Origin of the sequence: Streptomyces sp. NPDC057654, assembly GCF_042800135.1 — a bacterium.
Lineage (GTDB): Bacteria > Actinomycetota > Actinomycetes > Streptomycetales > Streptomycetaceae > Streptomyces.
Map to the genome: position 1 here is coordinate 1 of NZ_JBHVHQ010000122.1, position 14,220 is coordinate 14,220.

Below are 14,220 nucleotides of genomic sequence, written 5' to 3' on the forward strand. Positions count from 1 at the left end.
GGGCCGAGCGGCGCGGCGCCTCCCTGTCGTCAGCGCCTCCCTGTCGTCAGCGCGTCACGGGCGCAGTGACTGCTGCCGGTCGAGCGTCTGCTGCCGGTCCAGCTTCGCGTCGTACGGCGCGAGCGGCTTCGCCAGCTTCGCGTCCTTCTTGACGGCGGCCGGGGCGACGCCCGCCCAGTCGAGGACCTCGGCCGTGGCCTTGGCCCGCTGGTCGGCGACGAGCTGGGCGATGTTCGAGCCGTGGTTGCCGCCGGGCGCGAAGAAGCGGTAGTCGTGGCGCTCCGCCGCGTCCCTGCCCAGCCGGAACGGCTCGGCGCCCCACGGGTCGTTCTGCCCGTACACGAACAGCATCCGCTCGCTGTCGTTGCGCACCCAGCGGTCGACGTCGCGCATCGCGCCGGGCTGGAACTTCATCGGGATGTCGCGCGGCACGTACGAGCGCGGCTGGTAGATGCCGGGGTACCGCAGCAGCCCCTTGAGGTGCGGGGACTTGAAGCTGGGCGAGCCGAGCTGGGTGCCCGCCTGGTAGTAGTACGGCGTGTACTTCTCCAGGCCCTGGTCGGTGTAGGCGTCGAAGCCCGAGATGGTGTCGACGAACTTGTACAGCTCGTCGGTGGAGGCGTTGGTCGCGGGGACGCTCGCGCAATCGCTCTGGAGGTGGTACTGCCAGAATGCCCAGATCAGGTCGAGCACGACGTTCTCGTACGCCTTGTCGGCGCTGCCCACGACCTTGAACGTCCGGCCGTTCGCGTCGGCCCACTTCTGGTAGCGGGCCACGATCTCGTCGCGGCGCACCAGGGCCTGGCGCTGTACGGAATTCAGCTGCGCGCGGCACGCCTTGTCGCCGACGGTGGCGAGGAACCGGTCGTACGCCGAGTCCTCCTTGTTGTTCACGTCGTTGGGCGCGACGTACGCGACGGTGCCGTCCATGTCGTCGGGGTGGAAGCGGCGGAAGTAGGTGGCCGTCATGCCGCCCTTGCTGCCGCCCGTGGCCAGCCAGTTCTTGGTGTAGATCGGCTTGAGGGCCTTGTAGAGGCGGTGCTGATCGTCGGCGGCCTGCCGGATGTCGAGCTTCGACCAGTCGGCGGGCTGCGGCCGGGACGGCGTGAAGTAACGGTACTCCAGGGAGACCTGGTTGCCGTCGACGATGCGGGTCGGCTCGCTGCGGCTGGGCGTCGTGGAGACGTTGTAGCCGGAGGTGAAGAACACCGTCGGCCGGTCCGTGGACTTGTTCAGCAGGGTGAAGCGCTGCTTGAACGTCCCCTTGGACGGGTGGCGGTGGTCGATCGGCTGATCATAGGTGAACACGAGGTAGCGGTAGCCCTCGTAGGGCTTCTCCTCGACGAAACTCATGCCGGGTATCTTCAGGACGCGTTCCTTGATGTCCGGCTCCGCGGCGGTGGCCGCTCCCGCCGGTGCCGTACCGGCGCCCACGGTGCCTACGAGCACCGCGAACGCCGGCAGCCATCTGAGTGCCTTGCGCATTCGCCCCTCCTGGGGTCCCTGGCTTCACAGAGATCGCCGTGAACCTATCGGGACACCACCCGCCCCGACTAGCCCTGATCGGGGCGGGATCGGGGGCGGCGGGGCGGGGCCCAGGAGGCGGGAGGGCGCGCTGCTCACTATTAGAGCCTCACCGGATTTCAAACCGGTTGGGTCTCCCGCATCTCACACCGGCAGCGTCTCTTTCACACCGGCAGCGCCTCGCCCGTGAAGGTCCGCCACAGTCGCGCGTACCGGCCGTCCGCCGCTAGGAGCTCGTCGTGCGTGCCGTCCTCCACGACGCGCCCGTGGTCCATGACCACCACCCGGTCCGCGCGCGCCGCCGTGGTCAGCCGGTGGGCGACGACCAGGGTGGTGCGCTTGCCCGCGAGCCGGTCCGTGGCCCGGTTGACCAGCGCCTCGCTGTGCAGGTCGAGGGCGGCGGTGGCCTCGTCGAGCAGCAGGATGTCCGGGTCGACGAGTTCGGCACGGGCCAGGGCGATCAGCTGCCGCTGGCCGGCGGAGAGGTTGCGGCCACGCTCGGTGACCGCGTGCAGATAGCCGCCGTCCAGGGTGGCGACCATGTCGTGCGCGCCGACGGCCCGCGCGGCGGCCTCCACCTCGGCGTCGCTCGCGCCAGGACGCCCGTACGCGATGGCGTCGCGGACCGTGCCGGGGAAGAGGTACGGCTCCTGGGGCACCACGCCGAGCCGGTGCCGGTAGGCGGTCGGGTCCAGCTCGCGCAGATCGTCCCCGTCGGCGCGGACGGCGCCCGCGGTCGGGTCGTAGAACCGGGCGACGAGCTTGACGAGCGTCGACTTGCCCGCGCCCGTCTCGCCGACGAACGCGACCGTCTGCCCGGCAGGGATCGTCAGATCGATCCCCGCCAGCGCCTCCTCCGCCTCGTCGCCCGCTCCGTAGTGGAAGCGCACGCCGTCGAAGGCGATCTCGCCGCGCAGCCCCCGGACGTCGCGCGGCTCGCGCGCGAGCGGCGTCGTGGTGGGCTCGCGCAGCAGCTCCTGGATGCGGCCGAGCGAGACGCTCGCCTGCTGGTAGCCGTCGAAGACCTGCGAGAGCTGCTGCACGGGGGCGAAGAACAGGTCGATGTAGAGGAGGTAGGCGACGAGCGCGCCCGCCGTCAGGGTGCCCGCGCCGACCCGCCCCGAGCCGACGATCAGCACGAGGGCGGCGGCCACGGAGGACAGCAGCTGGACGAACGGGAAGTAGACCGAGATCAGGAACTGGCCGCGCACGCGCGCCTGCCGATACCCGTCGCTGCGCTCCGCGAAACGCCGCGCGCCCGTGTCCTCCCGCCGGAACGCCTGCATGATGCGCAGCCCCGCCACGCTCTCCTGGAGGTCGCCGTTGACGGAGCTGACGCGCTCGCGCGCCAGCTCGTATGCCTTGACGCTCTGGCGGCGGAAGAAGACCGTCCCGATGATCAGCGGCGGGAGCGTCGCGAAGACGACGAGCGCGAGCTGGAGGTCGATGACGAGCAGGGCGACGAGGATGCCGAAGAAGGTCAGCAGGGAGACGACGGCGGTGATCAGGCCGGTCTGGAGGAACGACGACAGGGCGTCGACGTCGGTCGTCATCCGCGTCATGATCTTGCCGGTCAGCTCGCGCTCGTAGTAGTCGAGCCCGAGCCGCTGGAGCTGCGCGAAGATCTTCACGCGGAGCGCGTAGAGCACCCGCTCGCCGGTGCGGCCCGTCATCCGGGTCTCGCCGAACTGCGCGGCCCACTGCCCCAGCACCACCAGCAGGGCGAGCCCGGACGCCGTCCACACCGCGCCGAGCGCCAGGCGCTGTACGCCCTGGTCGATGCCGTGCCGGATCAGTACGGGCAGCAGCAGCCCGGCCACCGCGTCGACGGCCACCAGCGCCAGGCTGACGGCGAGCGGCTTGCCGAAGCCGCGCAGCAGACGGCGCAGCCCGTAGGACTCCTCGGGGCGCGCGGCCCGCTCCTCGTCCACGTCGGGCACGTCGTCGGCGGGCGGCAGCGCGGCCACCTTCGCGAGCAGTTCGGGCGTGGCGGGCATGCCGGCGAGGGCGTTGTCGGCGGGGGCGGACGATGATGATGCGGAGGCCGCGGCGTCGGGGCGTACCCACAGCTCGGGGGTGACGGCGCCGGGGGCCTGTGGGCCGGGGGCGGCGCTCACGGCCGTATCGGCGCTCACGGCCGTATCAGGCTCATCGGATACGGCGGATACATCGGATACATCGGGGGCGTCGATGAGGCCCGTAGCGGACGCCTCGCCGCCGAATCCGCCCGCGGTCGCGGTCGCGCCAGCGCTCGCGCCCGTACGGAACCGGTCCTCCGCCCCCAGCTCCTCCGGGTCCGTGAGCAGCCTGCGGTAGACCTCGCAGCGCTCCTCCAGCTCCTCCCGCGTGCCGATGTCCACAAGGACGCCCGCTTCCAGGACCGCGACGCGGTCGGCGAGGGCGAGGGTGGAGGCGCGGTGGGCGATGAGGAGCGTGGTGCGGCCCGCCATGATGGAGCGCAGCGCCTCGTAGATCTCGTGCTCGACCCGCGCGTCGACCGCCGAGGTGGCGTCGTCGAGGAGCAGCAGCCGGGGGTCGGTGAGGATCGCGCGGGCCAGGGCGACGCGCTGGCGCTGGCCGCCGGAGAGGGTCAGGCCCTGTTCGCCGACCTCGGTGTCGTAGCCCTGCGGCAGGGCGGTGATGAACCCGTCGGCCTGCGCGGCGCGCGCGGCGGTGCGCACCTGCTCGTCGGTGGCGTCCGGGAGTCCGTACGCGATGTTGTCGCGGATGCTGTCGGAGAACAGGAAACTGTCCTCGGGCACCAGGCCGATCGCGTCGCGCAGCGAGGCCGTCGTCAGGTCGCGTACGTCGTGGCCGCCGACGCGGACGGCGCCGCCGGTCACGTCGTAGAAGCGGGGCAGGAGGAGCGAGACGGTGGACTTGCCGCTGCCGGAGGCGCCGACGAGGGCGACGGTCTCGCCCTCCTCGATGCGCAGCGAGAACCCGTCGAGCACGGGGTGCTGGACGGCGGCGGCCCCGTCGTTCTCTTCTTCCGAGGCATTGTCCGACGCGTTGTCCGACGCTTTCGCGTAACCGAAGCTCACGTCGTCGAACTCGACCGTGGCGGGCGCGTCGTGCGGCAGCCCGACGGCGTCGGGGCGCTCCTTGATGACCGGTTCCGTGTCGATGAGCTCGAAGACGCGCTCCACGCCGGCCCGCGCCTGCTGCCCGACGGTCAGCATCATCGTGAGCATCCGCACGGGCCCGACGAGCTGCGCGAGGTAGGTGGAGAAGGCGACGAACGTGCCGAGCGTGACCTGGCCGCGGGTGGCCATCCAGCCGCCGAGCGCGAGCATGGCGACCTGGCCGAGCGCGGGTACGGCCTGGAGGGCGGGGGTGTAGCGGGAGTTCAGCCGTACCGTGCGCAGCCGGCCCGCGAAGAGCCGGCGGCTGACCTCGCGGAGCTTGCCGGTCTCCTGCTCCTCCTGGCCGAAGCCCTTGACGACGCGGACGCCGGTGACGGCGCCGTCCACGACGCCGGCGACCGCGGCGGCCTGCCCCTGCGCGTACCAGGTGGCGGGGAAGAGCCGGGTGCGGCTGCGGTTGGCGAGGAACCACAGGGCGGGGGCGACGGCGAGGGCGACGACGGTCAGCAGCGGGGAGAGCGTGGCCATCACGACGAGGGAGATGACGAACAGCAGAATGTTGCCGATCATCATCGGCAACATGAAGAGCAGGCCCTGGATCAGCTGGAGGTCGCTGGTCGCGCGGCCGACGACCTGCCCGGTGGACAGCTCGTCCTGGCGTCTGCCGTCGAGTCTCGATATCGACTCGTACATCTCGGTGCGCAGGTCGTGCTGGACGTCGAGCGCGAGCCGCCCGCCGTAGAAGCGGCGGATGTAGGTGAGGGCGTAGACGGCGATGGCGGCGACGATCAGCAGCGTCGCCCAGGGGGCGAGCGGCCGGCTGTGCGAGCCGATCACGTCGTCGATGATCAGTTTGGGAACGAGCGGTACGAGCGCCGTGACGGCCATCCCGGCGAGTGAGGAGCCGAGGGCCAGCAGTACGTTGCGCCGATACCGCCAGCAGTAGCGTGTGAGCCGCCGCGCCCAGCCCTGCTCTGTGTTCTGTGCCGTCACCCGAGTCCTCCCGCCGGCGTCCTCTACCGGAAGGCTGCAACACCCTGGCGTGCGGATTTCATCCTGCGGCAACAATCTGTGGCGGCGGGTGACGACAAGTCGACATCATGATCGGGAGCGGGGGAGCCGCGGGAGGGCGGGCGCTCGCGCGGCGCCCACCCCTCCCCGCTGCCGCTCTCAGGCGGCGACCGGCCCGCCCACAGCCCCGGCCAAACCGCGCACATCGGCCGGTTCGGGCGATTCCCGCGCCTCCGGAGGCGCGTCGGCGGCGAGCCGCAGCGCGCACTCCACCGCGAGCTCGTCCAGGCGCAGCCCGAGCGCGCCGGCCAGGGCCGTGATGGTGAAGAAGGCGGGGGTCGGCGCCCGGCCGGTCTCGATCTTGCGGAGGGTCTCGGCGGAGATTCCGGCGAGGGCGGCGATCTCGGCCATGCTGCGCTCGCCGCGGGCCTGCCGGAGCAGGACGCCGAGGTGACGGCCGCGTTCACGCTCAAGCTCGGTGAGAGGGGTGCGTACCATGACTGTGATACTAATACCGGTATAAGAATGGGGCAAAAGCCGGTGGAGCGGCTCGCGGGACGGCAGCCCGTGGAGCAGCCCTACTCCTCCGCCTCCAGCTCGACGATCCCGGCGGGCTTCTTGGCGTCCGAGGAACGGACGGTCACCGCGATGTAGCGGACGGCACCGGCCTCCGTTCCCCTCCGGGCGCCGCTCCAGTGCCGCCCGTCCGGCGAGGTGCGGACCTCGTACGACTCGGGGTGTACGACCGTCCAGCGCGGGGTGATGGCCGAGAGGCGCACGGGGCGGCCGAGGTCGGCGGTGAGGGTGCCGTTCGCGCCGTCCGGGACCCAGGCCGTGGCCGGGTTGCCGTCGAGGGCGGCGGCCGCGTACTGCCCCGGCTGCTCCGAGGTCGCCGAGGCCGCCCGGCACCTGGCCGCGTTACGGGTCGGCGCGAGGTCCGGCCGCCGGGTCTCCAGCACGGCGGGGGCCCCGGCCCGTACGGACCGCGTGCCCTGCGGGGTCTCGATCTCGAAGGGCGCGCCGTGGGTCAGCGTCACGGTGGTGCGGTGCGCGCCGAGCGCGATGTCGTACGTACGGCCCTGCCAGCGCTGCCCGCGCAGGGTGACGCCGCGGGCGAGCTGCGGCGGCAGCATCGGGTCGAGGTGCAGCCGGCCCTCGCGCGGGCGCTGCCCGGTCAGGCCGTGCGTGAAGACCTGGAGGAAGCCGCCCTTACCCGTCGTGAAGTCCTGGGCCGGGGAGCCGGACAGCGGATCCGAGGCGCCCGCCTTCTCGCCGCGCGCCTCGGAGAACAGCTGGAAGGGACCGCGTACGAACGGCTCGATGGAGCGCCTCAGATAGGTGTACGTCGAGCAGCCGGGCTCGCCGATGGCGGCGGCGTCGACGGCGTGCACCGAGTCGGTCATGGCGGGGCCGTCGGGGTCGGTGCGGGCGGCGTAGTAGTCGAGGGTGGCGGCCGCGGCGCGCTTGGTCATCGGCCATTCCAGCGGATACATCAGCAGGACGGTGTCCGCCTGCTTGATGACCGAGCCGCGGTAGCCGTCGTACTGCTGGAAGACCTGCTTCTTCGCGTCGTAGGGGATGCGCAGCTTGCCTGCGACGGCGTTCCAGGCGGCGGGGGCCTTGTGGCCGAGGAGCGCGGCGGCGCGGGTGGCGGTGCGCAGGGTGGTGGCCGCGCCCGCGTTGGTGAAGACGCCGTCGTCGACGCCGTTGCTGTACTCGTCGGGCCCGGCAACGTCCTTGATGGAGTACGTGCCGTCCGTATTGCGGGTGGCGCGCCCGGCCCAGAACTTCGCGACGCCCTCGATCACGGGCCAGCCGCGCTCGCGCAGCCAGCGGGTGTCCTTGGTGGCGAGGTAGTACTGCCAGGCGGCGAGGGCGACGTCGCTCTGGAGGTGGTTCTGGGTGCGGCAGTGCGGCGGTTCCCAGCTGTGGCACTCGCTCCACAGACCGCCGCGGCTGCCGCTGGTCCAGGGGTAGAAGAGGCCGGGGTAACCGAGCTTCTCGGCGTTGGCGCGGGCCCCGGCGCGGGTGCGGTAGCGGTAGTCGACGACGGACTTGGCGAGTTCGGGGTGGGCGGTGAGCAGGGCGGGGTACATCCAGGTCTCGGCGTCCCAGAAGACCAGCCCGCCGTAGTTGTCGCTGGACAGCCCGGCGGGAGCGATGCTGTCGGCCGCTCCGGCCCGCGTACTGGCGAGCAGCCCGTACTCGGCCGACCGCACCCACGACTGGAGCGCCGGCTCCCCCGCCACCTCGATGTCGCTCCGCCACAGCTCCCGCCAGGCGGCCTCATGCCGCGCGAACAGCGCGTGCCAGCCGCGGCCGGCGGCGCGCCGGGAGGCGGCGAGGGCGGCGCGCTCGGGGGCGCGCGAAGTGAGGGCGGTGTCGACGCCGACGTATTTCACGAACTCGTAGCCGTGCCCGGCACGGACGGGAAAGGTCCGGGCCTGACGTGTGGTCAGTTCCCTCGCCGGACCGGCCTTCCGTTCACTTGTCGTACGCACCTCCGCCCCGGCCCGCAGGGTGGAGGCGACGGCCCCGTCGGTACGCGTCCCGTCCGTACGGAACGTCACGGCCATGGACCGTCGGCTTTGGGAACGATCCCCGCCCCCGGTCTGCGCGACCCGCCGCGCCCCGCGCCCGTCGATGACATCGGTGACGGTCGCCTCGCCGCTCCAGCGCGGCGTCATCCGCAGCCGAACGGCCCCCACATGCGGATCACTCCGGTCCGCGACGACGTCGTACACCAGATCCGTGGCCCGGCCGTCGCCCGCGGTCCAGGTCAGCGAGGTGGTGACCACCCCGCGCCGCAGATCGAGCTCCTGCCGGTAGCGGGAGATCCGGTGGGCGGCCGTACCGGAGGTGAACGTCTCCCCGCGCTCCCCGCCGGTCCTGACGGTGAGCGGCGTCCAGGTCGGGATGGCGGCGATGACCTGTCTGTTCCCGGTGGTCGCCGGATGGTGCGCGTACAGCCCGGCCACGAACGAGCCGTCATAGCGCGGGGTGAACAGCGGCCACCCGGTCTTGCCGCCGCTCGCCGCGTATCCCGCGCCGGCGGGCGGCACGCGCTGACCGAGGTAGCCGTTGCCGACGTAGGCGTGGTGGCTGTCGTCCGGATCGATATGAGTGGCCGTCAGTTTCCAGGGGTCGGCCTGAGGAGTGGCGGCGGTGCGGACGGGCACGGCCCGGCCGGCCGGAGCGGCGGAGGTCGCCGGAGGAATCGCGGCCACGAGAACGCCCGCGAGAAGAGGGGCGATCAGTCGAGTGGCGCGTGAGGGGGTCGTCACCGCAGCGAACATAAAGTTGTGAACGCTTCAGGTCAACGCAGCTCGCATTGGTGTGAAGAAATGAATCAGGATGGCGGAGGGGATTCCTGCGGCCGCTCCCGTGCGGAGCGGCCGAGGCGGGGCGGGTCCTACGAGCGCGCCTCCGCGATCTGCCGGGACATCAGGGTCGTCAGTTCGTACGCCGTGTGAGAGGCGGCCACGGAGGTGATCTCGGCGTGGTCGTAGGCGGGAGCGACCTCGACCAGGTCGGCCGAGACGAGGTGGCAGTCGGAGAGGCCGCGCAGGATCTCCAGGAGTTCGCGCGAGGTGAGACCGCCCGCCTCCGGGGTGCCGGTGCCGGGGGCGTGGGCCGGGTCGAGGACGTCGATGTCGATGGAGATGTACAGCGGGCGGTCGCCGATGCGCTGGCGGAGCTGGTCGGCGACCTCGTCGACGCCGCGTCGCATGACGTCCGCCGACGTCACGATGCCGAAGCCCATCTTCTCGTCGTCGTCGAGGTCCTTCTTGCCGTACAGCGGGCCGCGCGTGCCGACGTGGGAGAGGGCCGAGGTGTCGAGGATGCCCTCCTCCACGGCCCGCCGGAAGGGCGTGCCGTGGGTGTACTCGGCGCCGAAGTACGTGTCCCAGGTGTCGAGGTGCGCGTCGAAGTGCAGAAGGGCGACCGGACCGTGTTTACGGGCCATCGAGCGCAGAAGGGGAAGCGCGATGGTGTGGTCGCCCCCCAGGGTCATCAGCCGGGCCCCGGTGTCCAGGAGGTCGTCCGCCGCCGCCTGGATCGACTCGACGGCCTCTTCGATGTTGAAGGGATTGGCGGCGATGTCACCGGCGTCCGCGACCTGCGCGAGGGCGAAGGGGGACGCGTCCTGGGCCGGGTTGTACGGGCGCAGCAGCCGCGACGCCTCGCGGATCGCGTTGCCGCCGAACCGCGCTCCGGGCCGGTAGGACACGCCCGTGTCGAAGGGCACGCCGACCACGGCGACGTCGGCGCTGCCGACCTCGTCCAGGCGGGGCAGCCGGGCGAAGGTCGCGGGCCCGGCGTAGCGCGGGACGCGGGAGGAGTCGACGGGGCCGCGAGGGACACGGGGGGCGTGGCTGGTCATGCGATGGCCTCTCGTACGGGTCGGGTCGGTCGGGTCGGAACGGTACGGGCTCTGGTCCGCGTGGTGGTGCGGCTGCCTGGTACGTGCTGCTGGAACGTACCGAGCGTAGGCAGCGCCACGGATTCCGCACATGTACGTATCCGTGGATCCGACCACCCCATATGGACACCACGTCCAGCTGAAACCGGCACAGGGGACAATGGGTCCCATGCCGATACCCAGCCGTAGCGAACTGATCGACCATCTCGTCCGTACGCGCATCGCGGGCGATGTCGCGACCCCACGGGAGAACAACCTCGACCACTACCGCAAGCTCGCGAACGGTGACCGCCATTACTGGCTGGGGCTGGAGCTGGGCGACCGCTGGGCCGACGAGCAGGACGTGCTGGCCGTGATGGCGGAGCGGTGCGGCGTCAGCGACGACCTGGGCCACCGCGCCGGGCAGGACACCATCGACCCGGAGCTGACGGTCGCCGCCCTGGACCGCGCCGCGGTCGTGCTGGCCAAGGCCGCCGAGGACCGCAAGCGGGTGCTGTTCGCGACCGGCCACCCGGGCGGGCTGCTGGACGTCCACCGGGCGACGGCCGCCGCGCTGCGCGCCGCCGGCTGCGAGATCGTGGTGATCCCGGAGGGGCTTCAGGCGGACGAGGGCTTCGTGTTCCAGTTCGCGGACGTGGCGATGCTGGAGCGCGGCGCGACGCTGTGGCACACCCACTCCCCCGAGCCGATGACCGCCATCCTCGACGGCCTCGCCCGCGAGGGCCGGCCGCTGCCCGACCTGGTGGTCGCCGACCACGGCTGGGCGGGCTGCGCGGGACAGCGCGGCATCGACGCGGTGGGCTACGCGGACTGCAACGACCCCGCGCTCTTCCTCGGCGAGGCGGAGGGAACGCTCCAGGTCACGGTGCCGCTCGACGACCACGTCACCAGCCCGCGGTTCTACGACCCGATGACGGCGTACCTGCTGCACGCGGCGGGGCTCTCCTGACCCTGCACCCTGCACCCTGCCGTGAGCGACTGCTCCGGGTGCGGTCGGTACGCCCCCGGAGCCGCGGCCGGTTCCGGGACGGCACACCATCCGAGGAATCGTTTCTCCACCCTCCCCGGACGCCGCCTACCCCCGGCCGCGAGGAACGCGCACCACGCCCTCCTGGATGACCGAAACGGCCAGCTGCCCGTCCGCCGTGTAGATGCTGCCCTTGCCCAGCCCCCGGCCACCCTGCGCCGTGGGGCTCTCCTGGTCGTACAGCAGCCACTCGTCGGCCCGCAGCGGGCGGTGGAACCACATCGCGTGGTCCAGGCTGGCTCCGACGACGTCGCCGACGACCCAGCCGCCCCGCCCGTGGGCGAGCAGCACGGAGTCCAGGAGCGTCATGTCGGAGACGTAGGTGACCAGGCAGACGTGGAGCAGGGGCTGGTCGATGACGCCGTCCAGTTTGCCGTTCGTCCGGAACCAAACCTGCGACTTCGGCTCGCGCGGCTCGCCCACGCCGGCGTACGGCGGCGCGTCCACGTACCGCAGGTCCACGGCCGCCCGCGCCTCCAGGAGGTACGCGACGGCCTCCTCGCTGAGGGCCCCGCCCGCGTACCGCGGCAGCATCTCGGCGGCCGTCGGCAGGGTGAGCGGGTCGGGCGCCTTCGGCATCGGCTCCTGGTGCTCCATCCCCTCCTCGTACGCCTGGAACGACGCGGAGAGATGGAAGATCGGCTGCCCGTGCTGCACCGCCACCACCCTTCGGGTGGTGAAGGAGCGGCCGTCGCGGATGCGGTCGACGGTGTAGACGATGGGCGCGCCGGGGTCCCCGGCGCGCAGGAAGTACGCGTGCAGTGAGTGGACCGCGCGGTCGTCCGGGACCGTGCGGCCCGCGGCGACCAGCGCCTGTGCCGCGACCTGGCCGCCGAAGACGCGCGGCACCACGGAGCGGCGGCTGAGGCCGCGGAAGATGTCCTGCTCGATCCGCTCCAGGTCGAGCAGGGCGAGCAGGGACTCCAGTGCTTCGTTCATCATTGGAGTATCCGTTGAGGTGCGGTGGGACCGCCGGGCGGGCCGCCCGACGGTGCAGCCGAAAAGCCCTCCGAAGGCCCCTAGAGGCCCATCGACTTGGCGATGATGGAGCGCATGACCTCGCTCGTGCCGCCGTAGATGCGGCTGACGCGGGTGTCCGCGTACAGCCGGGCGATCGGGTACTCCATCATGTAGCCGTAGCCGCCGTGCAGTTGGAGGCACTTGTCGATGACGACGCCCGCGCGCTCGGTGGTGAAGAGCTTCGCCGAGGCCGCGTCCGCCGGGGTCAGCTCGCCCGCGTCGTGCGCCTCCAGGGCGCGGTCCACGACGGCCTGCATCGCGTCGACCTCGGACTTGCAGTCGGCGAGGACGAACTTGGTGTTCTGGAAGGACGCGACCGACTTGCCGAAGACGGTGCGGTCCTCGACGTACTCCTTGGCGAACGCGACGGCCGCGGCGGCCTGCGCGTAAGCGCCCACGGCGATGCTCAGCCGCTCCTGCGGCAGGTTCTGGCCGAGGTAGCCGAACGCCTTGCCCTCCTCGCCGAGCAGGTCCTCGACCGGGACCTTGACGTCGGTGAAGGACAGTTCGGCGGTGTCGGAGGTCTTCAGGCCCAGCTTCTCCAGCTTTCGGCCGACCGCGTACCCCTCGGACGTGGTGTCGACGACGAGGATGGAGATGCCGCCGCGCCGGTCCTCGGGGGTGGGCGGGGCGGTACGGGCGCAGACCAGCACCCGGTCGGCCAGCACGCCGCCGGTGATGAACGTCTTCGCGCCGTTGAGGACGTAGTGCGTGCCATCCTCGGAGAGCTTGGCGGTGGTCTTCATGCCGGCCAGGTCGGAGCCGGTGCCCGGCTCGGTCATGGCGATGGCGGTCATCATGTCGCCGGAGACGAAGGAGGGCAGCCAGCGCTGCTTCTGCTCCTCGGTGCCGTACTTGAGGATGTACGGGAGGCAGAGCGCGGAGTGCACGCTGGAGCCGCCGAAGCTGACGCCCGCGCGGGAGCACTCCTCGGAGATGATCGCGCTGAACTTGAAGCTGGTCTCGCCCGCGCCGCCGTACTCCTCGGGGACCTCGATGCCGAAGATCCCCAGCTCGCCGAGTTTCTTGTACAGGTCGCGCGGGACGCAGCCGGCCTCCCGCCATTCGTCGTAGTGGGGCACGACCTCGGCGGCGATGAAGTCGCGAATGGTCTGGCGGAACGCCTCGTGGTCCTCGTTGAACACCGTACGACGCACTGCACGCCTCCCTGGATCGGCTTGCTGGGCCCGGAGCGCCGGCCAGGAGTGGCTAAGCGCTTGCTCAGAAAAAGCTACCCGCCGGTCACTGAAACGTCCAGGGGTGAGATGAGCGCCGGAGCAGGCCCGGGGGCCGCGGGGCCGGCCGGAGGTCAGTGCGGCGTCACGGCCGCGAGCGCGCCGTGCGCCAGGCGGCGCAGCAGCGCGGCCATGGAGGCGCGGCCGGGCGTCGAGGCCCGGCGGCTGAGGTGCGGGGTGGAGTTGAGCAGGCCGAAGACGGCGTGCACGGCGGTACGCACCTGCGGCTCGGGGGCCTCGGGGTGCAGCTCGCGCACGGCGTCGACCCACAGCTCGACGTACTGCCGCTGGAGCTGGCGCACCAGCTTGCGGTCACTGTCCCGCAGCCGGTCCAGCTCGCGGTCGTGGAGGATGATCAGGTCGCGGTCGTCCAGGGCGAAGTCGATGTGCCCGTCGATGAGCAGGTCCAGCAGCGCCGCCGGGTCCCCCGCGGCCGCTTCCACGTGCTTGCGGCCCCCGGCGTAGAGCCGGCCGCTGATGCCGACGAGCAGCTCGGCGAGCATGGCGTCCTTGCCCACGAAGTGGCGGTAGAGGCCGGGGCCGCTGATGCCGACCGCCGCACCTATCTCGTCGACCCCGACGCCGTGGAAACCGCGCTCGGCGAAGAGGCGTGCGGCCTCCTTCAGGATCTGGTCGCGGCGGGTCGGGGCGGCGGCATGCGTGGTCATGAAATCAATTGTAGACAGCGGCATTAGTGGTCGTTAACCTGAACACAGCGCGTTAACGACCACTAACTAAGATCATCACCGAGCAAGGGAGCTCGTCCGGATGACCGCATCCCCGCCGGGGGCCGACCCCGCACCTCTGGCCGAGGCCCCGGTGCTGACCAGCTCGGCCGACCCGGCGTCCGACGCCTGGCGGGCCAACGAGGCCGCGCACCGCGAGCTCTCGGAC

9 protein-coding genes are annotated in these 14,220 nt (G+C 71.7%); 1 reads left to right on the plus strand and 8 read right to left on the minus strand.

Features of this window, described 5'->3' with window-relative positions; translation table 11 throughout:
* Nucleotides 1-54: 54 nt before the first annotated feature.
* From ACFU99_RS12735 to speB, 5 genes are all read right to left on the minus strand, one after another.
* On the minus strand, nt 55-1,485 hold the full coding sequence (locus ACFU99_RS12735; RefSeq protein ID WP_384389924.1) for a S28 family serine protease: 1,431 nt from the start codon (nt 1,483-1,485) through the stop codon (nt 55-57).
* A 203-nt stretch (nt 1,486-1,688) separates the two neighbouring features.
* Entirely contained in the window at nt 1,689-5,603 is a 3,915-nt protein-coding gene (locus tag ACFU99_RS12740) for an ABC transporter ATP-binding protein (protein WP_384389927.1), read from the minus strand.
* A 177-nt stretch (nt 5,604-5,780) separates the two neighbouring features.
* Nucleotides 5,781-6,119 (minus strand): helix-turn-helix domain-containing protein, encoded by a 339-nt coding sequence (locus tag ACFU99_RS12745; RefSeq protein WP_384389930.1) that lies wholly within the window; start codon nt 6,117-6,119, stop codon nt 5,781-5,783.
* Between the two features lie 80 nt (nt 6,120-6,199).
* The gene (locus ACFU99_RS12750) at nt 6,200-8,917 is read right to left on the minus strand and encodes a discoidin domain-containing protein (protein ID WP_384389933.1); all 2,718 of its coding nucleotides are present in this window, start codon (nt 8,915-8,917) and stop codon (nt 6,200-6,202) included.
* Nucleotides 8,918-9,033: 116 nt separating this feature from the next.
* Entirely contained in the window at nt 9,034-10,005 is a 972-nt protein-coding gene (gene speB, locus ACFU99_RS12755) for an agmatinase (protein WP_384389935.1), read from the minus strand.
* A gap of 208 nt (nt 10,006-10,213) precedes the next feature.
* Between speB and ACFU99_RS12760 the strand changes: the two genes are divergently transcribed.
* Complete coding sequence (locus tag ACFU99_RS12760; protein ID WP_384389938.1) at nt 10,214-10,993, plus strand: phosphatase; 780 nt, start codon at nt 10,214-10,216, stop codon at nt 10,991-10,993.
* A gap of 126 nt (nt 10,994-11,119) precedes the next feature.
* On the opposite strand, the gene ACFU99_RS12765 is transcribed toward ACFU99_RS12760, so the two are convergent.
* From ACFU99_RS12765 to ACFU99_RS12775, 3 genes are all read right to left on the minus strand, one after another.
* On the minus strand, nt 11,120-12,010 hold the full coding sequence (locus ACFU99_RS12765) for an acyl-CoA thioesterase (protein WP_384389940.1): 891 nt from the start codon (nt 12,008-12,010) through the stop codon (nt 11,120-11,122).
* Nucleotides 12,011-12,090: 80 nt separating this feature from the next.
* Nucleotides 12,091-13,248 (minus strand): acyl-CoA dehydrogenase family protein, encoded by a 1,158-nt coding sequence (locus ACFU99_RS12770; RefSeq protein ID WP_384389943.1) that lies wholly within the window; start codon nt 13,246-13,248, stop codon nt 12,091-12,093.
* 152 nt (nt 13,249-13,400) lie between these two features.
* The gene (locus tag ACFU99_RS12775; RefSeq protein WP_384389946.1) at nt 13,401-13,994 is read right to left on the minus strand and encodes a TetR/AcrR family transcriptional regulator; all 594 of its coding nucleotides are present in this window, start codon (nt 13,992-13,994) and stop codon (nt 13,401-13,403) included.
* Nucleotides 13,995-14,220: the final 226 nt, after the last annotated feature.

Coding starts and splice junctions, on each gene's coding strand:
- ACFU99_RS12775 (WP_384389946.1), bottom strand. CDS start 13,994: ATGACCACGCATGCCGCCGCCCCGACCCGCCGCGACCAGATCCTGAAG.
- ACFU99_RS12750 (WP_384389933.1), bottom strand. CDS start 8,917: ATGTTCGCTGCGGTGACGACCCCCTCACGCGCCACTCGACTGATCGCC.
- ACFU99_RS12735 (WP_384389924.1), bottom strand. CDS start 1,485: ATGCGCAAGGCACTCAGATGGCTGCCGGCGTTCGCGGTGCTCGTAGGC.
- ACFU99_RS12745 (WP_384389930.1), bottom strand. CDS start 6,119: ATGGTACGCACCCCTCTCACCGAGCTTGAGCGTGAACGCGGCCGTCAC.
- speB (WP_384389935.1), bottom strand. CDS start 10,005: ATGACCAGCCACGCCCCCCGTGTCCCTCGCGGCCCCGTCGACTCCTCC.
- ACFU99_RS12760 (WP_384389938.1), top strand. CDS start 10,214: ATGCCGATACCCAGCCGTAGCGAACTGATCGACCATCTCGTCCGTACG.
- ACFU99_RS12765 (WP_384389940.1), bottom strand. CDS start 12,010: ATGAACGAAGCACTGGAGTCCCTGCTCGCCCTGCTCGACCTGGAGCGG.